Source organism: Chromobacterium sinusclupearum, from assembly GCF_002902845.1.
GTDB lineage: Bacteria > Pseudomonadota > Gammaproteobacteria > Burkholderiales > Chromobacteriaceae > Chromobacterium > Chromobacterium sinusclupearum.
In genome coordinates this window covers 26,419-50,085 of sequence record NZ_PPTF01000065.1, presented here as the reverse complement: position 1 = coordinate 50,085, position 23,667 = coordinate 26,419, and the positions used below count along the sequence as shown (strand labels likewise).

Annotated in this window: 19 protein-coding genes, 1 tRNA gene and 1 pseudogene; 6 read left to right on the top strand and 15 right to left on the bottom strand. The window is 63.0% G+C overall.

Annotated features, from left to right (window positions below):
- A partial coding sequence (locus C2134_RS13830) for a PaaI family thioesterase (protein ID WP_146042168.1) occupies positions 1-242 on the top strand: 242 nt, incomplete at its 5' end.
- A gap of 141 nt (positions 243-383) precedes the next feature.
- Positions 384-1,472, top strand: coding sequence for a 3-phosphoserine/phosphohydroxythreonine transaminase (gene serC / locus C2134_RS13825; RefSeq protein WP_103320761.1), 1,089 nt, complete (start codon positions 384-386; stop codon positions 1,470-1,472).
- Positions 1,473-1,553: 81 nt separating this feature from the next.
- Here the strand turns inward: serC and C2134_RS13820 are convergent, their stop codons facing one another.
- From C2134_RS13820 to C2134_RS13785, 8 genes are all read right to left on the bottom strand, one after another.
- Positions 1,554-1,943: a hypothetical protein gene (locus tag C2134_RS13820; protein ID WP_103320760.1), complete on the bottom strand. Its 390-nt coding sequence runs from the start codon at positions 1,941-1,943 to the stop codon at positions 1,554-1,556.
- A gap of 208 nt (positions 1,944-2,151) precedes the next feature.
- Complete coding sequence (locus tag C2134_RS13815) at positions 2,152-4,584, bottom strand: alpha/beta hydrolase family protein (protein ID WP_103320759.1); 2,433 nt, start codon at positions 4,582-4,584, stop codon at positions 2,152-2,154.
- Between the two features lie 83 nt (positions 4,585-4,667).
- The gene (locus C2134_RS13810) at positions 4,668-5,651 is read right to left on the bottom strand and encodes an LD-carboxypeptidase (RefSeq protein ID WP_233196453.1); all 984 of its coding nucleotides are present in this window, start codon (positions 5,649-5,651) and stop codon (positions 4,668-4,670) included.
- Positions 5,652-6,008: 357 nt separating this feature from the next.
- The gene (locus tag C2134_RS13805; protein ID WP_233196452.1) at positions 6,009-6,530 is read right to left on the bottom strand and encodes an anti-sigma factor family protein; all 522 of its coding nucleotides are present in this window, start codon (positions 6,528-6,530) and stop codon (positions 6,009-6,011) included.
- A gap of 248 nt (positions 6,531-6,778) precedes the next feature.
- Positions 6,779-7,285, bottom strand: a complete 507-nt coding sequence (locus C2134_RS13800; RefSeq protein ID WP_199179942.1) for a sigma-70 family RNA polymerase sigma factor — start codon at positions 7,283-7,285, stop codon at positions 6,779-6,781.
- Positions 7,282-8,250 (bottom strand): YncE family protein, encoded by a 969-nt coding sequence (locus C2134_RS13795; RefSeq protein ID WP_103320755.1) that lies wholly within the window; start codon positions 8,248-8,250, stop codon positions 7,282-7,284. The genes C2134_RS13800 and C2134_RS13795 overlap by 4 nt, the downstream gene beginning before the upstream one ends.
- A 33-nt stretch (positions 8,251-8,283) precedes the next feature.
- Positions 8,284-8,658 (bottom strand): COG4315 family predicted lipoprotein, encoded by a 375-nt coding sequence (locus C2134_RS13790; protein ID WP_103320754.1) that lies wholly within the window; start codon positions 8,656-8,658, stop codon positions 8,284-8,286.
- 502 nt (positions 8,659-9,160) lie between these two features.
- A tRNA-Leu gene (locus C2134_RS13785) sits at positions 9,161-9,245 on the bottom strand.
- Between the two features lie 184 nt (positions 9,246-9,429).
- Between C2134_RS13785 and C2134_RS13780 the strand changes: the two genes are divergently transcribed.
- The gene (locus C2134_RS13780; RefSeq protein WP_103320753.1) at positions 9,430-10,119 is read left to right on the top strand and encodes a Bax inhibitor-1/YccA family protein; all 690 of its coding nucleotides are present in this window, start codon (positions 9,430-9,432) and stop codon (positions 10,117-10,119) included.
- A gap of 72 nt (positions 10,120-10,191) precedes the next feature.
- On the opposite strand, the gene C2134_RS13775 is transcribed toward C2134_RS13780, so the two are convergent.
- A complete protein-coding gene (locus tag C2134_RS13775) occupies positions 10,192-10,530 on the bottom strand; it encodes a P-II family nitrogen regulator (protein WP_071108570.1) in 339 nt (112 codons plus the stop codon).
- A 146-nt stretch (positions 10,531-10,676) separates the two neighbouring features.
- Between C2134_RS13775 and purL the strand changes: the two genes are divergently transcribed.
- Complete coding sequence (purL, locus tag C2134_RS13770; protein ID WP_103320752.1) at positions 10,677-14,636, top strand: phosphoribosylformylglycinamidine synthase; 3,960 nt, start codon at positions 10,677-10,679, stop codon at positions 14,634-14,636.
- A gap of 222 nt (positions 14,637-14,858) precedes the next feature.
- On the opposite strand, the gene C2134_RS13765 is transcribed toward purL, so the two are convergent.
- The 4 genes from C2134_RS13765 to C2134_RS13750 are packed head-to-tail and all read right to left on the bottom strand — an operon-like array spanning position 14,859 to position 20,526.
- The gene (locus C2134_RS13765; RefSeq protein WP_103320751.1) at positions 14,859-15,836 is read right to left on the bottom strand and encodes an L-threonylcarbamoyladenylate synthase; all 978 of its coding nucleotides are present in this window, start codon (positions 15,834-15,836) and stop codon (positions 14,859-14,861) included.
- A 14-nt stretch (positions 15,837-15,850) separates the two neighbouring features.
- Positions 15,851-16,666 carry a DUF6671 family protein gene (locus tag C2134_RS13760; RefSeq protein WP_146042167.1) on the bottom strand — a complete coding sequence of 272 codons (816 nt, stop codon included), beginning with the start codon at positions 16,664-16,666 and terminating at the stop codon, positions 15,851-15,853.
- Positions 16,656-19,034, bottom strand: a complete 2,379-nt coding sequence (locus C2134_RS13755) for a YbcC family protein (RefSeq protein WP_103320749.1) — start codon at positions 19,032-19,034, stop codon at positions 16,656-16,658. The genes C2134_RS13760 and C2134_RS13755 overlap by 11 nt, the downstream gene beginning before the upstream one ends.
- Positions 19,027-20,526, bottom strand: a complete 1,500-nt coding sequence (locus C2134_RS13750; RefSeq protein ID WP_103320748.1) for an NADH-quinone oxidoreductase subunit L — start codon at positions 20,524-20,526, stop codon at positions 19,027-19,029. The genes C2134_RS13755 and C2134_RS13750 overlap by 8 nt, the downstream gene beginning before the upstream one ends.
- Before the next feature lie 96 nt (positions 20,527-20,622).
- Here C2134_RS13750 and C2134_RS13745 point away from each other — a divergent pair, with 96 nt between their 5' ends.
- Together C2134_RS13745 and C2134_RS13740 are read left to right on the top strand one after the other, a co-directional pair.
- Positions 20,623-21,498 (top strand): LysR family transcriptional regulator, encoded by an 876-nt coding sequence (locus C2134_RS13745; RefSeq protein WP_103320747.1) that lies wholly within the window; start codon positions 20,623-20,625, stop codon positions 21,496-21,498.
- 59 nt (positions 21,499-21,557) lie between these two features.
- Positions 21,558-22,529 carry an alpha/beta hydrolase family protein gene (locus C2134_RS13740; protein ID WP_103320746.1) on the top strand — a complete coding sequence of 324 codons (972 nt, stop codon included), beginning with the start codon at positions 21,558-21,560 and terminating at the stop codon, positions 22,527-22,529.
- A gap of 56 nt (positions 22,530-22,585) precedes the next feature.
- Here C2134_RS13740 and C2134_RS13735 read toward each other — a convergent pair whose 3' ends face one another.
- Together C2134_RS13735 and C2134_RS21900 are read right to left on the bottom strand one after the other, a co-directional pair.
- A complete protein-coding gene (locus C2134_RS13735) occupies positions 22,586-23,380 on the bottom strand; it encodes a siderophore-interacting protein (protein WP_103320745.1) in 795 nt (264 codons plus the stop codon).
- Between the two features lie 10 nt (positions 23,381-23,390).
- Positions 23,391-23,667, bottom strand: a pseudogene (locus C2134_RS21900) (PadR family transcriptional regulator); the annotation flags it as partial.

Below are 23,667 nucleotides of genomic sequence, written 5' to 3'. Positions count from 1 at the left end.
GCGGTTTCATGGAGAGCGCGGCGATGATACATCTGATGTGGAATCGCGAATCGCTGGAAGCGCCGAAGATCGTCGATTTTTCGCTGGACTACCTGCGTCCAGGCCGTCCGCAAACGCTGTTTGCGCAGTGTGAAATCACCAAGCAGGGCAAGCGGGTGGCGCACGTGCTGATCGAAGCCTGGCAGGAAGACCGCTCCAAGCCGGTAGCGGTGGCGCGCGCCCACTTCCTGTTGAGCAATTGAGCAGGCTCGGCATGCGAAATGAAAAGCAAACCGGCGCTTCCCCTGGGGATGACGCCGGTTTTTTCATGCGGTGCTATTGCGATGCGCGGCTGACGCCGCCATTTAAACAATAAATCGGACAAAGACAACAGAGGAAAGACCATGGCCAAGGTGTACAACTTTTCCGCAGGTCCCGCCGTGCTGCCGCACGCCGTGCTGGCCGAAGCGCAGAGCGAACTGCTGGACTGGCACGGCTCCGGCATGAGCGTGATGGAGATGAGCCATCGCGGCAAGGAATTCATGGAAATCATCCATGATGCCGAGCATGATCTGCGCGAACTGATGCACATCCCGGCCGGCTACAAGGTGCTGTTCCTGCAAGGCGGCGCTTCGCTGCAGTTCGCCATGGTTCCCTTGAACCTGCTGGGCGATAAAGACAGCGTGGACATCGTCAACACCGGCCATTGGTCCAAGCTGGCGATCAAGGAAACGAAGCGCTACGCCAAGGTCAATGTCGCTGCCAGCAGCGAAGACCGCAATTTCTCCTACATCCCGGAAGAATCCAGCTGGCAGCGCGACCCAAACGCCGCCTATCTGCACTACACCTCGAACGAAACCATAGGCGGCCTGCAATTTCCCTACATCCCGTCCGAGCAGCATGGCGTGCCGCTGGTTTGCGACATGTCGTCGGATTTTCTGTCGCGCGAGATCGACGTCAGCCGTTTCGGCATGATCTATGCCGGCGCGCAAAAGAACATCGGCCCGTCTGGCCTGACTGTGCTGGTGATTCGCGAAGACCTGTTGGGCAAGGCGCGCGCCGACATTCCGACCATGCTGAATTATCAGGTCCACGCCGACGCGGACTCGATGTACAACACGCCGGGCACTTACCCGATCTACATCGCCGGCCTGGTGTTCAAGTGGCTGAAGGAGCAGGGCGGCGTCAAGGGCATCGCCACCCGCAACGAGGAAAAAGCCGGACTGCTGTACCACGTCATCGACAGCAGCGGCGGTTTCTACTCCACCCACATCGAACAGCCCTTCCGCTCCAAGATGAACGTGGTGTTCAAGCTGAAGGAGGAGGCGCTGGACGAAATCTTCCTGCTGGAAGCGCGCAAGAATGGCTTGGCGCAGCTGAAAGGCCATCGCGCGGTGGGCGGCATGCGCGCGTCCATCTATAACGCGATGCCGATTGAGGGCGTGAAGTCCTTGGTCAATTTCATGCAGGATTTCGCGCGGCAGTACGGCTGATCCGTTTGCTTATGTCGATGCGAAAGGCAGGCCATCTGGCCTGCCTTTTTCTTATGGCGCCTCAAGCGCGCATCTTAAATTTCAGGATTCGGAGCAGTCTGCCGCGACGCTGATTTTCAGCGCGTGGCGGATGCCTCTGCTGATATTGCCGTCGCCCAGCGCCAGGGCGATGTCTATGCTCTCCGCGTCCAGATAGACATTGTGGCGAGCGCCGCCTTGCATTTTGACCGGCGCGCCGGCGCCGGATGACAGGCCCAGCGCCATTTTCACTTGCCGCTGGTCCAGCGGCCGCAGCATGCCGGAATTGGCCATGTAGTACACGCCGCTGCGGATTTTCTTTACCAGCGCGCCGCTGCGCCCGGCCTGGGTGATGACCCCTACCATTTCATAGCCGGGCAGGTCATCGAACTGATACAGCCTGGGGCGGCCGGGCTGCTCGATGTGGATACGGTGGGCTTTGTCGTCGCGCATGGAATTTACCGCCTTGCTGACCTAATGGATAGAGCTTGCTGCCTGTCATGATTTATTTTGTACACACAAAATTGGAATGCAAGGGAAATGTGTGTGTATAGCAATCTCCGCATTCAAAAGAGCGCTTGCGAGCGGCATGCCGGCTTGAGAAATGAAAAAGGCCCTGACGGGCAGGGCCTTGCTTGCGGCAGTCGGTTATCTGACCGAACTATGGCGTCTCGCGCGGTTTGGCATGCTTGACGTATTGGTCCAGCCAGCGGTCTTCCTCCCAGAGCATGTGCAGGATGGATTCACGCGCGCGGTAGCCGTGGCTTTCCGCCGGCAGCATCGCCAGCCGCACGGTGCCGCCCAGGCCTTGCAGTGCCTGGTATAAGCGCTCGCTTTGGATGGGGAACGTGCCGGGATTGTTGTCGGCCTCGCCATGGATCAGCAGCAGCGCATCCTTGATCTGATCGGCGTAATTGAATGGCGACATCGTCTGGTAGACGTCCTTGGCCTGCCAGAAATTGCGTTCCTCCGACTGGAAGCCGAATGGCGTCAGGGTGCGGTTGTAAGCGCCGGAACGGGCGATGCCGGCGCGGAACAGCCGGGTATGCGCCAGCAGGTTGGCTGTCATGAAGGCGCCATAGGAGTGGCCGCCGATGGCGATGCGGTCGCGGTCCGCCACGCCCAGCCGCACTACCTCGTCCACTGCCGCTTGCGCGTCCATCTTCAACTGCGGCAAATAGCTGTCGTTGGGTTCCTGCTTGCCTGCGCCGATGATGGGCATGCTCGGATCATCCAATACGGCATAGCCTCGCGCCAGCATGGCTTCCGGCCCCCAGTAGCCGACGCGGTTGAAGCGATATGGCGAATCGGTGACTTGCCCGGCGGCATCCGCGCTTTTGAACTCGGCCGGGTAGGCCCACATCAGCATCGGCAGCGGACCATCGCGTTTTGCCTCATAGCCGGGCGGCAGGTACAGCGTGGCGGTCAGATCGACGCCATCGGCGCGCTTGTAACGCAATTGCTGTTTCTGCACGCCTTTCAACTGCGGGGTGGGGTGCTGGAAGAAGGTCAGCTGGCGCAAGCCATCCTGCTCGCCAAGCGTCTTCAAGTATAAATTGGGCGGCGTTTCCGTCTGCTCGCGGCTCAATAATACGCGCTGGGCCTTGTCCAGAACGGCCAGGGGCTGCTCATACCAGGGCGCCTGGGATCGCCACAGCCGAGTGGTCTGCTTGGTGGTCAGGTCCAGCTTGTCGATGAAAGGGCGGTCGCCCTCGGGGCTGGCGCCTTCACCCAATAGATAGAGGCTGTTGCCGTCCGGACTGGTTTGCAACAACGATCGCCCATTGCGGCTGACCACCATGGTTGGCATGCCTGGGTCGGCATAACGATCTTCCGAACTGCGTTGGTTTAGCAGCTCCGCCGCGCCGTTGGCTTCGCCCGGATGGACGCGCCAGACCTTGATTTCACGCGTTTTCCACCAGTATTCGCTGACCAGGGCCAAGTCGTCGCGTCCCCACTGGATGCCGGCAAACCGGCTAGCCAGCTCCTGTAGCTTGAATGGCGGCTTCTGGAATGGCGCGGCCTGCAGGAACAAGGCGTCTCGCGTCTTGGCGGCCACGCCCGGGTCGCCGCCGTCCTGTGCTTCGGCCCAGAACAACGTGGCAGGCGCATCTTCCCGCCAGCCCACGTCGCGCGGGCCGGTTTCCACTGCGTCATTGCCGGAAGGCATGCGTTCCAGCAGCGGCCGTTGGGTGACCACATGCACGCTGCGGCCATTCAAATCCAGCACTTCGATGCGCTGCGGAAAGCGAATCAGCGGCACCAGGGTGGAGTAGGGGCGCTGCAGCTTGGTGGCCAGCAGGTATTGGCCATTCGGCGATGGCTGCACGGACAGAAAGCGGTCCGGCGAGCCGATGGGGTGGATTTTGCCGTTCAGCTCGGCCAGCGCGAGCTGGCTGTTGAGTTGATAATCCAGCAGGTCGGCGTCGTAAGGCGTTTTCAGCAGATCGGGATAGGTACGGGTCTGCGACAGCTTGCCGCCTTGGCTTTCCTGGATGTTCGGCCCGCTTGGGCTGCCTGACGCGGCTGGCGCAGGCCCCTGGCGCGCGGGCAACATCTTCACCAGGAGCTTGTCGCCCATCCAGGCCAAGCCGCTGCCGGTGCTGGCGTTCAAATGGAAGTCGCCAAGGCGGTGGGCGCGGGCGGTGGCCACGTCCAGCAACCACAATTCCACTCCCTTGTCGCCCCACAGGCTGAGCGCCACATGCTTGCCATCGGGGGCCCAGTGATGGTCGGCGATGCGCGGCCGCGCGGGCAGGCCGCTGACTTGCCGGGACTTGCCGCTGGCGATGTCCAGCAAGGACAGCCCGTTGCCGAAGTTGAATTGGCTGTAGGCGCGCATTTTGGGATTGAGGCGCAGCCCCGCCAGCCTGAGTTCCGGCTGGGCGACGTCGGCTATGCTGGGCAAGCCGGGGCGGCTGATCTGCAGCACGATGTTTTGTTGCGGGCTGAGCGATTGCTGCGGGGTGCGCGGCGCATCGACCAGCGCCGCCAGCTCAGGCGGCGGCGTTTGATAGCCGTCTGCCGCGGCTGGCAAGGGACTCAACAAGACGGCAAGAGTCAATCCCAGCAGGTTTTTCTGACAACGGATCATGCATTCTCCATATATTCGGCACGGAACGACGAGTCAAACTGCATGATGCTCGCCGCTTCGTCAAGCATTTGGCTTGCCAGGCTTCAGGCGGGCTGCGTGTCCAGCAGCGCCTCCGGCTGCAGGCCAAGCGGCGAGATTGTGGGATAGTTCAGGAATTGCAGGGTCAGGCTATCGCCATCGGCCCGGAAGCGGGTGGGGAAGCCCAGCGGCATGGTGGTTTTATTGGCGATGTGGCCGAATGGCAGGCCTGTGAATACCGGCACCCCGCTTATGCGGCGCAATTCCGCCACTACGGCATCGAAATCGTAGCGCGGGTCATAGACATCAACATGTTTCTGCATCGAGAAATCGCCAAGGAAGATCGCCTGTTGGCGGCTCAGCACCCCGGCCAGATGGAGCTGCTGCAGCATGCGCTCCACGCGGTACGGTTGTTCGCCCACATCCTCCAGGAACAACAAGCCGCCCTTGATGTCCGGCAGGTAAGGCGTGCCGACCAAGCTGGACAGCACGCTCAGATTGCCGCCCCAGAAAATGCCTTCGCCGCTGGCGCGCCCGCAGGGGCCGGCAACGTGCAGGCTGCGCTGCGGCGTGGTGAGGGTGGAGAAGAATTCGTTGATGGCGTAGCTGCTGGGGTGCGCATTGCCGAAATCGCCCAGCATCGGGCCGGCGAAGCTGCCCATGCCGCTTTTGGCCAGTAGCGCCAACTGGATGGCGCAAAAGTCGCTATAGCCTATCAGCGGCATGCCTGACTCGCGCAACCGCGCGCCGAGCCGAGCGAAATCGATCTGCGGCAGCAGCCGCATCGCGCCGTAGCCGCCGCGTCCGGCTACAACCAGCGACGGCAGCTGCGATTGGGTCAGCAAGGCATTCAGGTCGGCTGCGCGCTCGGCGTCGGTCCCGGCGAATCGCAAATACTTGCGCTCCAGCGCCGCCGTGTTTTCCAGGGTGAAACCGGCGCGGGCCAGCCGGGGCAGCGCCAGCTGGATTTGCTTGGCCGGGATGATGCCGGAGCAGGCGGTCAGGTACAGGCGATGCGAGGCGGACGGTATGGATTGCGGAGCGGGCACGGTTTGACATCCTTGCAAAATAGCGGCGCCTGCGCCCATGGCGAGACTTTGCAGCAGCAGACGGCGAGACGGATTGATAGTGTGGGTCATGAAGGTCGGACGGTCGAGCCGGAGACGAGTTCCGGGGCGCGCGGCCCCAATGCGGCCAGAGTATAAGGCAAAAGAAAAGGTCGCCTCCATCTGCGCAGGCGAAATCCGCGTGGGCCGGCCAGGCTGGATGGCGGCTATTCATGCCGCCGTCGCTCTCGAGAGTGGTCAGGCGTTCGTTCGCCAGCGCGGATGGCGGAAACGGAAACGCCACGCGGCGGGCGTGGCGTTTAAGCGTGGGAAAAGGTGATCACAGCCGTGTGTTCATGATCAATCCGGTGTGATCTGTCTTTGGGCTTGTTCGGCCAGGCTCAGCAGCCGTTCGCGCGGCATGCCGGCGGATAAGGCGTAGCCCCAGCCCTTGCTCCACCAGTAATAGACATTGACCGGCCCTTGGCTGGCAAAGTGGAAGCCGTTGTCGGTTCGCGGTGCCGACTCGCGCGCCACATACAAGGTCATGCGCTGGCCGGAGGCATCGTGATACATGAACTGAGCAACCGGTCCCTGGTTGCCAGGCAAAAGACGGCCGCCTATCAGCTCATAGCCGGCCTGGGCCAAGCGTGGCGGTTCGATCCGGCTTTGCATGCGGCGCGACAGCCATGCCACCATCTGGCCTTCCTGCTCCGCGGCGATCTCGACCGGGCGCTGGATATCCGGACTGTAGACGACATGTGCCATCGCAGCCTGTCGGGGCAGGCTATCCACGGCCGCCATCGGATGCGCGCCCTGATATGCCTGTTGCCCATACCAGCCGCCTCCAAGCCCCAGCGCGAACACCAAGCCTGCAGCCATGCTTTGTTGCAGCCAGGTCGGAAGGCCGCGCCGCTTGGCTGTTCTAACGGCAGCTAGCAGATTCGTCGGGACCGGCTCTTTCTGCCGCAGAGCCCACAGCTGGCGCAGCGCTTGGTCCTGGCTCCGCCATTGCGACAACTTTTGGGCCGCTTGCGGGTGGGTCTCAAGCCAGGCAGCGACGGCTGCGGCCTGGTCTGCAGTCAACTCGCCATCAAGATATGCCTGCAATACATGCTCGTCTGGCTCAATCACGTCTCTTCTCCATGCTCATCCATTAGCTGGCGCAAGCGCTCTCGGCCGCGGTGCAAACGCGACATCACGGTGCCGATAGGGAGGCCCAGCATCTTGGCGGCGTCCTGGTAGCGCATTTCCTCCACCACGACCAGCAACAGAATCTCCCGCTGCTCATCCGGTAACAGGCTCAATGCTTGGGAAAGGTCCCGCATTTGCAATGACTGCTCCTGCATGGGAGGCACAGCCATTCTGGCCCATTCCTCATCAGACAGCCCGACATGCCGGTTGGACTGTCTCGCCCAGTCAATATGGCGGTTGTGCATGATGCTGAACAGCCAGGCGCGGATGTCGGAATCCGGTCGCCATTGCTGCCAGTGGCGCCAGGCCAGTTCCAGCGTGTCCTGTACTAAATCGTCTGCGTTTGGCGCGTCCCGGCTCAGCACGCGCGCATAGCGGCGCAGCCGAGCCAAGTTGTCCAACAGCAACTGGTGAAAGTGCCGCTCTTGGGTTGACTGAACTATGGTTTCAGCTCCCGTTCAATTCTGCGCGACGCCAAATCGAGTTCGACTACGCTCAGGTCTTCATTCAGCGCCCAGGCTGTGCGGCTGTCTTGGCTAAAGCTGATGGCCTGACGTGGCCCGCGCAAGCTTTCTATCTGCGCCGTTGCCTTGAACGCCGGTAGCGAAACCTCGGTCAGCGAATTGCTCTTCAGATTTCCCGCGTACAGCGCTTTGCCATCTGGACGCAAGGCCGCGCCATAAGGCTCACGTCCGACGCTCACTGTGGACACAATGCGCCCGGATGGGGTGTCGACCTTGGCCAGCGTGTCGTTGCCGCTATTCGCCGCATACAGTGTTTTCCCATCTGCGGACAGCGAGATGGCGCGAATTTTGTTGAAGCCGCTGATCTCGCCGCGCAGGGTCAAACTGGCTGTATCCACCACGCTCAGCTTGTCGCTGCGGAAGTTGGTCACGTACAGGACTGAATTGTCAGGTGATAATTTTACGCCCTGGCGCGGACCGGAGAAGCCGGTGATGACCTTCAGCACTCTCCAGTTGGCTAGGTCGACCACGCTGACGGTATTGCTGGCCTGGTTGTTAACATACAGACGAGTGCCTTGCTTATCTATCGCGCTTCCAAAGGCGCCTGGGCCGAGTGCCAGGCTATCTTCAAGGCGAAAGGACTGGGCATTCCATCGCTCTAGCACGCCTTTGCTGCTGTCGGTCACATAAAAATGCTGCCCATCCGGCGAAAACACGATGTTGCGCGGCGTGACGAAGCCGGGCAGAGATGTTTGGAGAACGCCGCGCTTCAGGTCATACACTTTCAGGTGGTCGGTCTGGCTATTGCCCACTATCGCCAAGCGCTCGTCTGGACTGACTGCCAGCGTATTGTTCCGGATGTCGCCATCGAAAGGGATGGCGGAGGCCCATGATTGACCCGTGAGGAGCAATAGGGCGGAGACCCGTAGAATGTGCTGTTTCATGATTTCCCTTCTTGATTGGGGCGTGAATCGGCATCAAGGCTTGATCGTGTGCCACAGTTGTTTGAAGTTCTCTCCCTTTTGCTCTCCAGGCGCGCTGTCGTGGGCATAGCGGTACAAGGGCTTGCCGCGCCAAGTCCATTGCGGGGTGCCGTCATCGCGAATGGCAAGGCCTAACTCTCCTTTCGGCTGGTCTTCTTTGCCGGCAAGCAGTGGCGGCCACAAGTCGGCGCACGCATCATTGCACACACTGCGGCCAGCTCCGGCCTGGTCTTTATCGAAGACATACAAGGTTTTGCCGGCAGAGTCGGCCAGCAGCCCGTTCTGTATTGATGGCGGAGGCGATCCGGCTGCCGCCTGGGCTGCCAGAACGGATAAAAGCATTGCCGCAGCGATACGCGAGTGACGCATACTGAACTCCTGTAGTTTAAGGAATGAATCAGGCTGAGGTTTTCGTCTGACTCGAACGGTATACGCAGCGCGCGGGCGGATTATTCCGCGCGCGGCTAAAATTTTTTCCTAAGGGTCGTGCGCGTCAGCAGATGTAGACAACACCATCCCTTGCCCTTCGCGCCACTGCCTGAATCTGCGTACTGCTGGTGGGAAATGGCTGAACGCGGCCATTGAGATGCGAAAATGATCAGGGGGTAGGGCGGGGAGTTAAGTTATGGATCGTCGCGACGCTTGGAAAGTGTCGGATTGGCAAATGTCAACTTGGCGTGCTTTGGCTCGCGGCTTGTCGCCGCACGGTTCTATCGTTGCCATGCCTGGGACAATTCCTGGGACAAACGATATAGAAAAACGGCGGTAATTTGGTGTGAAGACGTGGAATGCGAAAAGGCGGGGAAGCCTTTATTTGCGGTACTTTGGGGGGGGCTTTTGGGGTTTTGAGGCTAGGCTTGAAAAACCGGGGTGGTGCGAAAGGAGAGACTCGAACTCTCACGCCTTGCGGCGCTGGAACCTAAATCCAGTGCGTCTACCAATTCCGCCACTCTCGCATTGTGGTGTGGGCTTGCAATTGCGGGGTTCGCCCGCATCTGCTCCCAGAAGAGGACGGAATAATAACGCAAGGAATCCGACATGACAAGTCTTGCCGACAGTCGGAAACTTATTCCCTTCGGCATGGTCTGTTGCTTACAATTCCAAAATATTTCCAGAACAACCAACTCAGGAGAGCTTCACATGCACCCCGACTTCCAGACGGCCTACCAGTCGACCCCTATGGCCGATGTGCGCAACAAAGTGCTGCGCAATACCTACGGCCTGCTGGGCCTGTCGATGATCCCAACCGTGATGGGCGCCATCGTCGGCACCCATATGAGTTTCGCATTCCTGGCGGGCAGCCCCATCATGGGCATGCTGCTGATCATGGCCGTGTTCTACGGTCTGGTGTTCGCCATCGAAAAGAACCGCTACAGCTCTCTGGGCGTGTTCCTGATGCTGGGCTTCACCTTTATGATGGGCGTGCTGCTGGGGCCTTTGCTGCAGTTCGCGCTGAAGTTTTCCAACGGCGGCCAGCTGATCATGACCGCGGGCGCGGCCACTTCCGTCGTGTTCTTCGTGATGGCAGGCATCGCCTCCACCACCAAGCGCGATCTGTCCGGCCTGGGCAACTTCCTGATGGTCGGCGCCATCGTGCTGATGGTGGCCGTGGTGGCTAACTTGTTCCTGCGCATGCCGGCCTTCCAGCTGATGATCTCCGCGGCCTTCGCGCTGTTCAGCTCGCTGATGATCCTGTGGCAGGTCAAGACCGTGGTCGATGGCGGCGAAAACAGCTACATCTCCGCCGCGCTGTCGATCTACATCAGCATCTACAACTTGTTCACCAGCCTGCTGCAATTGCTGCTGGCCTTCGGCGGCAACCGCGATTGATCTCCGTCCTTGCCCGCTTGACGGGCAGCAAAAAGCCCTCCGGTTTCGGAGGGCTTTTTTTATGGGCGCGGATCAGATCGCCTGTTCGTTGGTTTCGCCGGTGCGGATGCGCACCACCTGTTCCACCGGGGTGACGAAGATCTTGCCGTCGCCGATCTTGCCGGTGCGGGCGGCGGCCACGATGGTGTCGATGGCGCGGTCCACCAGATCATCCGGCAGCACCACCTCGATTTTCACCTTGGGCAGGAAATCCACCACGTATTCGGCGCCGCGATACAGCTCGGTGTGGCCTTTCTGGCGGCCGAATCCCTTGACTTCAGACACGGTGAGGCCGTTGACGCCGATCTCCGACAGCGCCTCGCGCACTTCGTCCAGCTTGAACGGTTTGATGACGGCTTCGACCTTTTTCATTGGGCAATGCTCCTGATAAAGCGGATGATGTTCGGGTAAATCAAAAAAAAATCCGATGCGGCCCCGGAAAGTCCGGTTCCGCCTTAAATGCGGCGATGTTTTGCTGTATTATGACGCCCTTTCCTGGTACTTGTCGCGGGTGTCTAATGTCTTACATTACCAAGCTGCGCGGTGGCATCGCTCTGTCACCGTTTCGTCTTGAAAAACTGCAGGCGGCAGCGGCCGATGCCGGTTTTAAGGATCTCGTCCTGACAGCCGAGTATTGGCATTTCGCGGAAAGCGACAGCGAATTGACGCTGGAGGAAGTCGGCGTGCTGGGCCAGCTGCTCAGCTACGGCGAACCGCCGCTGAGCGAGGAGCCGAGTGGCGAGCTGTTCCTGGTCACGCCGCGCCTGGGGACGCTGTCTCCATGGGCGTCCAAGGCGACCGACATAGCCCGGCACTGCGGATTGCCTAACATCCGACGGATAGAACGCGGCACTGCATTCCGAATCCAGTCCGCCGATAAATCTTCAAGTAAAGAGGCTCGCCACATCCTGGCGAGCCTCTTGCACGATAGGATGACGGAGACCGTTCTATCCTCGTTTGACGAGGTGGAAAAGCTGTTCGTCCATATCGACCCGCAACCGATGACCACGGTTGACGTGCTGAACGGCGGCCGCGCCGCCTTGGAGCAAGCCAACGCCACATTGGGTTTGGCGCTGTCCGACGATGAGGTGGAATATCTGGTTGAGAATTTCATCAAGCTGAAGCGCAATCCCAGCGACGTCGAGCTGATGATGTTTGCCCAGGCCAACTCCGAGCACTGCCGCCACAAGATTTTCAACGCGCAGTTCATCATCGACGGCGTGGAACAAGGCAAATCGCTGTTCCGCATGATCCGCGACACCCATGACGCCCATCCGCAAGGCACGCTGGTGGCCTACAAGGACAACGCCTCGGTGATCGAGGGCGCTTTCATCGAGCGCTTTTACCCGCAGCCGGGCAGCAATCAGTACGCCTACAACAGCGAACCCACCGATATTCTGATGAAGGTGGAAACGCACAACCATCCGACAGCCATTTCGCCTTTCCCTGGCGCGTCCACCGGCAATGGCGGGGAAATCCGCGACGAAGGCGCCACCGGGCGCGGCTCCCGCCCCAAGGCAGGCCTGACCGGTTTTACCGTGTCCAACCTGAATATCCCTGGCTTCAAGCAGCCGTGGGAGCTGTACCGCGACGAGCAGCCGGAATACGGCAAGCCGGGCCGCATCGCCTCGGCGCTGCAGATCATGCTGGAAGGCCCTATCGGCGGCGCGGCGTTCAACAACGAGTTTGGCCGTCCCAATCTGGCCGGCTACTTCCGCACCTTCGAGCATGAGTTTGCCGGCGAGATGCGCGGCTATCACAAGCCCATCATGCTGGCCGGCGGCCTGGGCAACATCCAGCAGCAGCAGATCCACAAGAATGAGATTCCGGAAGGCGCCTTGCTGATCCAACTGGGCGGCCCGGGCTTGCTGATCGGCCTGGGCGGCGGCGCGGCTTCGTCGATGGACACCGGCGCCAACAGCGAGAATCTGGACTTCGACTCCGTGCAGCGCGGCAATCCGGAAATCGAACGCCGCTGTCAGGAGGTGATCGACCGCTGCTGGCAGCTGGGCGAAGCCAACCCCATCGTCTCCATCCATGACGTGGGCGCGGGCGGCCTATCCAACGCCTTCCCGGAACTGGTGAACGACGCCGGCCGCGGCGCGATCTTCCACCTGCGCAAGGTGCATCTGGAAGAGAAGGGCATGACGCCGATGCAGATCTGGTCCAACGAGGCGCAAGAGCGCTACGTGATGGCCGTGCTGCCGGAGGATTTGGATCGTTTCACCGCCATCTGCGAGCGCGAGCGCTGCCCGTTCGCGGTCATGGGCGTGGCGACCGACGACGGCCACCTGCAGGTGCGCGACGATTACTTCGGCAACAATCCGGTGGATATGCCGCTGGACGTGCTGCTGGGCAAGCCGCCGCGCATGACGCGCGATGCCAAGACCGTGGAGTCGGCATTCGAGGTGCTGGACGCCTCGCAGTACCCGTTGCGCGAAACCGCCTACCGCGTGCTGCGCCACCCTACCGTGGCCGACAAGTCCTTTTTGATCACCATCGGCGACCGCACCGTAGGCGGCATGACCGCGCGCGACCAGATGGTGGGCTGCTGGCAGGTGCCGGTAGCGGACGTGGCCGTGACCACCATGGGCTTCAACACCTATCGCGGCGAGGCGATGGCGATGGGCGAACGCACGCCGGCCGCGCTGCTGAATGCGCCGGCTTCCGGCCGCATGGCCATCGGCGAGGCGCTGACCAATATCGCCGCCGCCTTTGTCGGCCACCTGGGCAACGTCAAGCTGTCCGCCAACTGGATGGCGCCGGCTGGGCACCCGGGCGAAGACGCCAATCTGTACCGCACGGTGGAGGCGGTGTCCGAGCTGAGCCAGAGTCTGGGCGTCAGCATCCCGGTGGGCAAGGACTCGCTGTCGATGAAGACGGTGTGGCAAGAGGGCGGCGAACAGAAGTCCGTTACCGCGCCCTTGTCGCTGGTGATTTCCGCCTTCTCCCCGGTTGAGGATGTGCGCAAGACGGTCACGCCGGAGCTGAAGGACGTCAAGGACAGCGACCTGATTCTGATCGATCTGGGCTATGGCCGCGGCCGCCTGGGCGGCTCCATCATGGGGCAGGTATGGAAGGATATGCGCGGCCGTTCTCCGGACGTGGAGAACCCGCTGCAGTTGTCCGCCTTCTTCAATACGGTGCAGTCGCTGCTGCGCGACGACATGTTGCTGGCCTACCATGATCGTTCCGACGGCGGCCTGTTCGCCACCCTGGCGGAAATGATGTTCGCCAGCCATATCGGCATCAGCGTCGACCTGCAAGAGCTGGTGATCGAGCGCCAGAACACCCAGCGCATGATAGACGACTACGTGCCGCCGGCGCAGGAAGCCGCCACCCATGGCCGCATCATGCGCGTGCTGTTCTGCGAAGAGCTGGGCGCGGTGCTGCAGGTGAAGAAGTCCGACACCTCGGAAGTGATTTCCCGCTTCATGAAGGCCGGCATCGGCCGCGAGCTGTTCGTCATCGGCCGCACCAACAGCTACGACCGTCTGGTGATCCGCCACAAGGGCAAGGATCTGTTCAGCGAGAGCCGCAGCGAGCTGTTCTGCGCCTGGTCCGAAACCAGCGCCCGCATGCAGCGTCTGCGCGACAATCCGGCCTGCGCCGACAGCGAGCAATTGCTGCGCAGCCACGCCAAGTCGCGCGGACTGTTCGCGCAGCTGTCGTTCGACGTGCACGGCAATCCGGCCGCGCCGTACATTTCCACGGGCAAGCGTCCCCGCATGGCCATCCTGCGCGAGCAGGGCGTCAACGGCCAGCTGGAAATGGCCGCCGCCTTCGACCGCGCCGGCTTCGACGCGGTGGACGTGCATATGAGCGACATCATCGCCGGGCGCGTGGCGCTGGCCGACTTCAAGGGCCTGGCCGCCTGCGGCGGCTTCAGTTATGGCGATGTGCTGGGCGCCGGCGAGGGCTGGGCCAAGAGCATCCTGCTCAACCCGCGCGCGCGCGACGAGTTCGAGGCCTTCTTCGGCCGCGGCGATACCTTCGCGCTGGGCGTGTGCAACGGCTGCCAGATGATGTCCAACCTGTCGGCCATCATTCCGGGCGCGGAGAACTGGCCTAAGTTCCGCCGCAACGCGTCGGAGCAGTTCGAAGCGCGTTTCAGCATGGTGGAGGTGGTTGCCTCGCCGTCGATCTTCCTGTCCGACATGGCCGGCAGCCGCCTGCCGGTGGTGGTCAGCCATGGCGAGGGCCGCGCGGTGTTCGCGCCGGGCGCGCAGGACAAGGCGTTGACGGCGCTGCGTTACATCGACTTCGATGGCCGCGCCACCGAAACCTATCCGCTGAACCCGAACGGCTCGCCGCTGGGCGTCACCGGCGTCACCACGCCGGACGGCCGCTTCACCATCATGATGCCGCACCCGGAGCGGGTGTTCCGCACCGTGCAGAACAGCTGGCATCCGGCGGATTGGGGCGAAAACGGCGGCTGGTACCGCATGTTCGCCAGCGCTCGGCGCTGGGTGGGTTGATCCCGCCTCGCATGCAAAACGGAAGCCCTTGGGCTTCCGTTTTTTTTGGGCTCAGCCTAGGGGCTGTTGACGTTTGGAGAGCGGTCGCGCCGGGATGTGTTTTGCGACGAATCGAGGCGTTTTGCGCGCCGCATAGTCATTCTCTGCCAGCGCGGAACAACGAAGAGTCGGCGCGAAAGGCGCCCGACCCTACGGGTTTGGCGTAGCTCAAACGCGATCCACTCACAAAACGTCAACAGCCCCTAGTGGCCGGGCGGCGCGCAGCAGGCGGTCGCGCACTGCGCGCCAGGCTGGCTCGTCAGGGGGCAGGATCACCAGCACGGATGGGCAGCCGCTGCCATCCGCCTCGTGCAGGGCGGCGTACAGCGCCTGGGCATAGGCGTCCGGGGTGGATGGCATTTGCCGAAACCAGCCAGCGGTGATGCCGGGCGCATCCATCGCCAACACGGCGCTGTCGCGCCACTGCGCGGCGGCCAGCACGCGCTGGGCCTCTGCCGGCTCGATCCGGTAGCAGGGCTGGCGCGGCGAGTAGTGCAAGGCCAGGTTGCCCGGCACGCGCGGCGCGTCGGGCGCGGCCTTTTCCGCCAGATCAAGATAGGGCGCCAGCATGTCGGCTGTAATGGCGCCGGGCCGCAAAATGGCGGGACGCGGGCTGCTGAGATCGAGAATGGTCGATTCAATGCCTACCGCGCAGGGCCCGCCGTCCAGCACGGCGGCTATCTGTCCTTCCAGATGCGACCGCACATGCTCCGCCGTGGTGGGACTGATGCGGCAGAATGGATTGGCAGAAGGCGCGGCAACCGGTTTTTGCAGCCGGTCCAGCACCTGCTGCAGCAAGGGGTGGCTGGACCAGCGCAGGGCGACGGTATCCTGGCCGGCATTGATGATGGCGGGCACGTCGCTTCTGGCCGGCAACACCAGGGTCAAGGGGCCGGGCCAGAAGCGCTCGATCACCGGCCAGGCATGATCGGGCACGCGGGCAGCCCAGTTCATCAAGTGATCCACGCCGGGCAGGTGGACGATCAGCGGATGGTCGGCCGGCCGGTTCTTGGCGCGGAAAATCGCCGCGACGGCCTCGGGATTGGTGGCGTCGCCGGCCAGGCCGTAAACGGTTTCCGTAGGCAAGGCAACCAGTTGCCCCTGGCGCAATAGCGAGGCGGCCAGATCCAGGTCTTCGGGTGTAGGGTGCAGGGACTTCATATTTCTCTATCGCGTTATGGATTACAAATGTCGCAATATTGCGGCGAGACAGGCGCGCTCAACGTTTCCTGGCGCATGGCCAGGCAGCAGGGGCATTGCCAGCGGCGAACGCCAGGCTGCCGGGTAGGCGCGCCGCAGTCCAGGCATGGCGCGCCGGCGAGCGGGGCGATTTCGCCGAAGCCCGGCATGCCGCAATCCGGGCACAGACTGGCCAGCCGAGCGGCCAGCTTCTCCGCGCAGCGGGCGATCATGGCCATCCGCGTCGGGTTGCGGTGGGCGCGCATATCGGTTTCCAGACGCAGCGGACCGGCAGCCAGATGCGCCTCGAGGTGCATGCGCAGCGCGCGTTCATCGGGCAGCGATTTATGAAACGCCGGCTCGCCGGGCCGGCCGACGATCAGGCCGTGCGCGGGGAAATCGGCCTGGCGCAGCAGCTCGGGCAGGCTGTCCAGGTCATGCAGCATCCAGTGGCGGTAATGGGTTTCCGGCCCGCTGATCCACGTTTCCACGGCGTATTCGCGCGCCGCATCCCAATAAACCAGCAGCTCCGTCGCCCAGGCGCAGCTGCCCAGCCAGGGATCGCCGCCGAAGCTGCCTTCGCTGCCGATGCCATGCCGCAGCCCGCTGAGTTCACAGGCCAGCTTGGCTTTGGCCAGGGCCGCGTCGCGCTGGCTGCCGGCGCGCGGCGTCTCGCCGGTGAACGTGCCCAGGCTGTCGGTATCGAAGCTATCGACCAGCGATAATCGCCAGCCTATGTCCGCCAGCGCGGGCGCCAGCGCTGCCTGCTTGCCATGGCGGGTCAACAGCGCGGGCTTGCGATCAAGCATCATGTCGCCAGCCTCCATCGGCATGCCAGCGCAGCGGCGTGTCGCCGTGCACGCAGTACAGATGCAGCCAGCCGTTTTCGATCAACTGCTTTGGCAGCGGCTGGCGGGACAGGGCGGCGGCCAGCTTGTCCGGCGGGGCGTCGATGCAGGCGGCCAGCCGCAGCGGCGCGTGGCGCAGGCGCTGGCCATCGTGCACGGATTGCCAGGACAGGCCGATGCGCAAGTCGCCGCTATTGCCTTCGAACACGCCGATGCGGCCGCCCACCACATTGTGCAGCAGCTTGTTGCCGCTGCCGAAACGGCGCGGATCCACGGTGGAGGCGAAATACTGCATATTGATCCAGTGGGCCACCACCATGGGCGCGGCCAGAATGGTTTCCAGCCCTTTTCCGTCCGCGTCCTGCCGCCAGTCGTAATCATGCAGGAAGGCGCGGCCTTGCAGGTCCAGGTCTCTGGTCTTGCCGCGCGGCGCGGCGATGAACAGCGCATTGTCCGCCAGCGCCCATTCCGGGCGCGTTTCCGCCCAGTCATCGCCTTTTTGCCGCATTTTTTCCAGCAGGGCCTGATCGCTGAGGCAGGCGTCGAGATTGACCGCCGGCGCGCGCCGCCGCCTGGCCAGTGCGGAAGCTTCCCGCAATTGCGCCTCAAGCCCTGGCAGGCGGGCGCGGACATCGGCCGCCTGCGCATCGGTGTCCAGCAGCAGGATTTCATCGCTGTGCGTCAGGTGCAGCGCCGGCAGGAAAACGGTGTCCGCCGGGATGGGCTGGCCTTGCTCGGCCAGCAGCGCGCGCAGCGCCGGATCATTCAACCAGCTGGCCAGCAGGCGGACATGCTGGTGGCCGCCATGGCCGCCGCAAGCGCCGCATTGCAGCGCGGCGGCTTGCGGATTATTGCTGGCATGGCTGGCGTGGCCAGTCAGCAACACCCAGGGCGCAAGTTCACCATTCAGACCCATCGCCGGCAGCAAGCCCGCCGCCAGCTTGGCCTTCTGCTCCAGCGGCAGCGAGGCTTGCGGCACGGGGGCGGCGCTGTGCCGGTTCAGCCATGGGTCCAGATCCGGCAATTGGGCCTGGCGCGCGCGCGGCAAGCTGCGGCTGGCCAAGCTGGCGATTTTGCCCAAGCCCATGCTTTCCACCAGGGCAAAACCAGCCGCGGGCGAGCGCTGTAAGGCCTGCCAGCCGCGGCGTCCCGCCGGACGCGGTTGGCAGGCAGACGAGGTGGCTTCCCAGGCAGGGCCAAGCAGGACCGGGAGGCGCGGCTGGGCGGATTCGCTGCCCGGCGGCCGGTAGGCCAGCGGCAGGCCGAAAAAGCCGGCGAAGCCATGGGTATGGCATTCGGGAATGGTTTCTTCCAGCGCGCGGCGCAAAGGCTCCGAGCGCACATCGATGCAGAACACGGCTTGCATCGCCGGGCGCGTGCCGGTTTGCGCCGGCGAGGGGCGGCACAGCGCCTGCGTCAGCGGCAAGTGCAGGGACAGCTCATGCGCGCGCTGCCAGACTGCGGCAAACGGGTTGGCACGGCAGTCGCCATGATGTTGCCACGCATGGCGCCAAGACGCCCAAGCGCTGTCCGCGTCGCGCCGGCCATCATCCAGCAGGCACTCCCAGGCCAGCTGGATGGCCAATAGTTCTTGCAAGTGCCTATCGCTTTCGCCCGTCAGATGGGCTTGCCAGGCGAGGTAGGCGCACCAGCCGGCCCAGCCATTGTTGCGCATCAACAGCGCTTGCAGCCATGGCGCAGCCCAGTCGGCGTCCGGCTGCAACTGGGCGATGCCGGACGCCAGCATGGACTCGGCATCGGCAGGCAGACGCATCGCGAGCTGTCGCAAACGCTCACGCATCTGCGGCGATGCGGTCAAACCGTAGGGATGGCGCATCTGCTCCCGCCAGGCGGCGTAAAACCCTTGCTCATGCGACAAGTGCCAGTTGGCCTGGTCGCGATCGAACCAGGCGGCGCAATACTGGCTGATCTGCTGAATGACGACATCGGTCCAGCGCTGGGCGCTCATCGGGCCGGCAGGGACGGCGCAGAGTTCGGTAAGAAGGACAGGCGCGGCAGGGGGCGCGAAAGACTGGCGCGCCCGTTCCAGCCAGGCTTCCAGCGAATCGGTCCAGCCGGTCTCGTTCAGCGCGGCCTGCAAGGCATCGCGCGTGATTTCGCCGCTGCGCCAGGCGGCCAGGTATTCGCTTTGCGGCAGGTGCAGCGGGCTGTTGGCCACGTGAAGCAGGGTATCGGCCGCCTGCTTGAAGGAGCGATCCCGCAAGCCCCAGTAAGGCGAGCTGGCCACCAGGCTGTCCAAGGGCCAGGACGGGGCAATGGCGGATAAGGCCTGTTCCACGGCCTGCTGCCATGGTGCGGCGAGCTTAGTCATGACGGCCTCCTTTCAGCGACAGTTGCCAGGATGGGATCGGAGTCTGGATCCGGGGCTGGTGCCAGGCGAGCATGCACCACCATTCATCCAGATGAAAACCGGCGAAGGCATGCGGATAGAGCCGGCGCGCCAGCCAGCCTTGCGGGTGGCGCAGCAACACTCCCTGCAGCAGAAAGGCCGCGGCGAAAATCGCGCCGAGCAGCCATTGGCTCCACGCTGCGGGCGGCTGGCCATGCCACGGCAGCGCCTGGGTCGCCAGCGCATGCAGCAGCAGATAGGATTGGCACAGCGCCAGCGTCGCCAACAGGCCTGACGGGCCGCGCAGCAACACGCCCATGCCCAGCCCCATGCATAGCCAGAATAGAGGCGGCAGGGCGGCAGCCGGCAGCCAGCGTTGCCACAGCCATTGCGAAACGGCCAGCGCCAGCACGGCCAGCGCGCCGCGCGCAAGGTGCGCGGGCAGGCTGTCGGCTTCGTCGCCGCCGGCCAGACGCCGCGCGGCGCTGTCACGTACGGCATTGCCCGCGCTGAGAAAGGCATGCGCCTTATACAGCGAGTGGGCCAGCAAGTGCAGCAGCGCCAGCGAATACAGGCCCATGCCGATTTCCAGCAACATGAAACCCATCTGGGCGCAGGTGGACCAGGCCAGCCGCAGCTTGACGCTGATGCGGGTCAGCATCACCAGGCAGCACACTGTCGCGCTCAGACCGCCCCACAGCATCAGCAGCGCATTGGCGGCAGGCGCGGTTTGCAGCAAAGGCGCAGCCTTGATCAGCACGATGCCGCCCAGATTCACCACGCCGGCATGCAAGAGGGCGGAAATCGGTGTGGGCGCTTCCATTACCTGGGTCAGCCAGCCATGGAAGGGCAACTGAGCGGTCTTGATGCCCACCGCAGCCACAAGCAACACCGCAGCCAGCATGGCATAGCCGTGGTTTTCGATGGAGACCGGCGCCGTTGCGGCTGCCGTCAGGTCCAGGCTGCGGCCGGCGCAGGACCAGGCGAGCCCGCCGGCGATCAGCAGCAGCTCCGCCAGCCGGCTGGTGCGCCGCTCTCGCCGCGCCGCCAGTTGGGCGGCAGGCCGGCCGGGGTAGAAAGTCAGCAGCGTTTGCAGCGCCAGGCTGCACACTATCCACGCCGCCAGCATCAGCAAAAGATGGGTGCCTTGCACGACCAGCGTGACGGAAGCCAGCAGGCATCCCAGCGCGCGCAGGAAACGGTGCTGGCCGGGCTCGCCTTGCATGTAGCGGCGTGAATAGCGCAGCACCATCCAGCCCAATAGCTGAACCAGCGCCTGCATCAGCCAGGCAGCGGCGAACCAGGGCGCAGATGGAGTAAACCAAGCTAAGGGCAACAGCAACAAGCCGCCGAAGAGGGCGGCCGCTTCAGCCGCCCGCCAATGCGTGCGCAGGGCAGGGCCTGGCCAGCAGGCTGGCAACAACCAGGCCAGCACGATGGCGACGGGCAGGGCGTCGGAGAGGGAAAAGGGCATAGAGAGGCTCCGTCTAAAGCATGCCGGCACTTTGCCCTAATCGATATGTTCAGTAAAATAGATTAAATATTAGTTTTCATTCTTTAATAAAGAACAATGAGCCGACTCAACTATCACCATCTGTATTATTTCTGGTCGGTTGCCAGCGAGGGGCACCTCACCCGGGCTGCCGAGCGCTTGCATGTTTCGCAATCGGCGTTGTCCGCGCAAATCCGTCAGCTGGAAGAACAGCTGGGCCAACCGTTGTTCCTGCGCGAGGGCCGCAAGCTGCAATTGACCGAACTGGGCGCGGTGGTGATGCGTTACGCCGAGGAGATTTTCGCCCTGGGCAACGAGCTACTGGCCAGCGCGGCATCCAGCGAAGGCCGCGGTGGCACGCTGCGCATCGGCAGCGTGGCGACCTTGTCGCGCAATTTCCAGGATTGGTTTTTGCAGCCGGTGCTGCGCCAGCAGCAGGTGCGGCTGATGTTGGAAGCGGGCAGCCTGGAGGAGCTGCTAGCCAGGCTGAAGGCGCATGAGCTCGACGTGGTGCTGTCGAATCGGCCGGTGCTGGCCGATGACAAACAGGCCTGGCGCTGCCGCACCCTGGCGCGCCAGCCGGTGGTGCTGGTGGGGCCGCCGCTGGACGCGGGACAGGATTTCCATATCGAGCGCGATCTGACGCGCCTGCCCTTGCTGGTGCCCAGCCGCAAGAGCGAGATCCGTCTGCGCTTCGACCTGCTGTGCGAGGAAATGGGTTGGAAGCCGCAAATCCGGGCGGAAGTGGACGACATGGCCATGCTGCGTCTGCTGGCGCGCGACGCGGGCGGCGTGGCGCTGCTGCCCGCCATCGTGGTGCGCGACGAACTGGAGAAAGGTTTGCTGCAGCAGTATTGCCTGGTGCCTGAGGTAGAAGAAACGTTTTATGCCATTACCGTGCAGCGGCGCTATCTGTCGCCGCTGTTGACGCAATTGCTGCGCGAGGTGGAATGAGTTCGTAATGTCAAACGCATTTCGGGTAGGATGCGGATTTCTGCTTGTGGAGACAGACTATGCGTTTGACTAAAATCATGCATGTTGCGATAGGCATGCTTTTCGCCTGCTGCGCTTCCTTTACGCTGGCTGCGGGCTTGCGGCTGGTTGATATTCCAGCTACCAAAACGATTCCGGCATTGAAAGCCGCGATTTGGTCTCCGTGTTCAAAGCAACCGGAGAGCAGCCAGGTCGCAGCCTTCATGGTGAGCGCCAGTCGCAATTGTCCTTTGGATGTCGATAAGCTGCCCCTGATCGTGATTTCTCACGGTTTTACCGGCAGCATGTACGGCCATCATGACAGCGCGGAAGCTTTGGCTGATAACGGGTTCCTAGTGGTGTCCCTCAATCACACCGGGGATAGCGGGATGAGTATGAAGTACCCTTGGGACATGTTGGCTTTTGAAAGACGGCCAATCGAGATCAAAAGGGTGATTGACTATATGCTGGGTGAAGCGACCGAAGCCTCGCAAATCGATTCCTCCAGGATCGGCGTCATGGGTTTCTCGCGCGGAGGCTTTACGTCCTTGGTCATTGCGGGCGGCGAGCCAGATTTTGCCGGCTCGGAAGTGCGCTGCAAGATCGATCGTCCGCTGTGCCGACAGCTTGAGCAAGAGGCCAGGGGTACCCGCCAATGGGTGCGCGACGATAGGGTCAAGGCTGCCGCAGCGCTTGATCCGCTGAATGCTTTTCCGAATGCCGCCAATCTTGCAGGCATCAAAATTCCCGTGTTCCTGTGGATTTCGGAGAAGGGCGGTGATGGAGTAGAACCGGACACGGAGGCCAAGCTGCATAAACTGCTGCCAACCTTGCGCGATTACAAAGTAGTACAAAACGCGGGCCACTTTGCCTTCCTTGCGCCATGCGCGGAGGCGCTGGTCAAGGAGGAACCGGAAATCTGCCAAGACGCGCCAGGTTTTGACCGAACGGCCTTTCATCATGATTTGAATGCTTCGTTGGTCGCTTTTTTCCGGACCGCCCTGACGCCATAGGGCCTGCAGCCGCTTAACCGGCCTAAAGCCGGCCCATGGGCCAAGCGGGAAAATCTCTAGTCCGAAATGCTCTCATGCGCTCCAGCGTCGCCGCGCTTCCAGTAGCCAGCCACGCGCATCCGCTCCTTATCCAGCCCTTGCGCCAGCAGGTGCTTGTGCAGCGGGCGCATTTCGCCGCTTTCCCCCGCAGCCCAGACATAGCCTTCGCCGGCGGGCAGGGCGGTTTGCTCAATGGCTTGCAGCAGGTCCTGCCCGCGCTTGCGGTAGCGCCAAACGATTTCGACGCCGGCCGGCGCGGCAAGCGGCAGTCGGCCATCCTCGTCGTCCACCAATATCCACGCTTGCCCGCGGGCGCCGGCCGGCAATGTTTCCAGCCTCCGGGCGATCGCCGGCAGCGCCGATTCGTCGCCTATCAGCCAGTGCCAGTCAAAGCCGGTCGGCACCACGCGGGAGCCGCGCGGGCCGCCTATGCCCAGATAGTCGCCAGGCTTGGCGTTCACGGCCCACTGCGCGGCGACGCCGCCGGCGTGCACCACAAAATCGATATCCAGTTCGCCCTTGGCCGCATCGTAACGGCGCGGCGTGTAGTCGCGCATGACCGGCTTGGGTCTATCCGCGGGGAAGCTCATGCCGCCCTCGCCCATGCTGGGCGTAGCCGGTTTGGCTTCGCCGGGGGCGGGGAAGAACAGTTTGATATGGTCGTCGAAGGAGGCGGAGACAAAGCCTTCCAGATCGTCGCCGCTCAGCGTGATCCGCAGCATGGCTGGCGTCAGCCGCGTTACCCGGCTGACTTGCAGCAGGCGGAAGCGGGTGGCGTGGCGTAGTTTTTGTATCGTCAGGTCTTGAGTCATGCGGCGCTCCTTAGGATTTGGTCTGGCCGGTGATTTCGGCGGTGGCGCGTTGCAGAATGGCGGCGATGCGGCGCTGCTCTTCGGCGTCGGCATAATCGCGCAGCAGCAGCGCATGTTTCAGGGCGCGGCGCGCTTCTATCATTTCCTTGGTCCAGCCGGCAGCGCCGTCTTCGCCTATTTCCTCGCCGGCATAGGCGCGGCGCGCCAGCTCCATTTTGCGGCCGATATGGCGCAGCTTGGCCAGCATCAGTTCCACATGCTCTTTTTGCTCCGCCAGCCGATTCTGG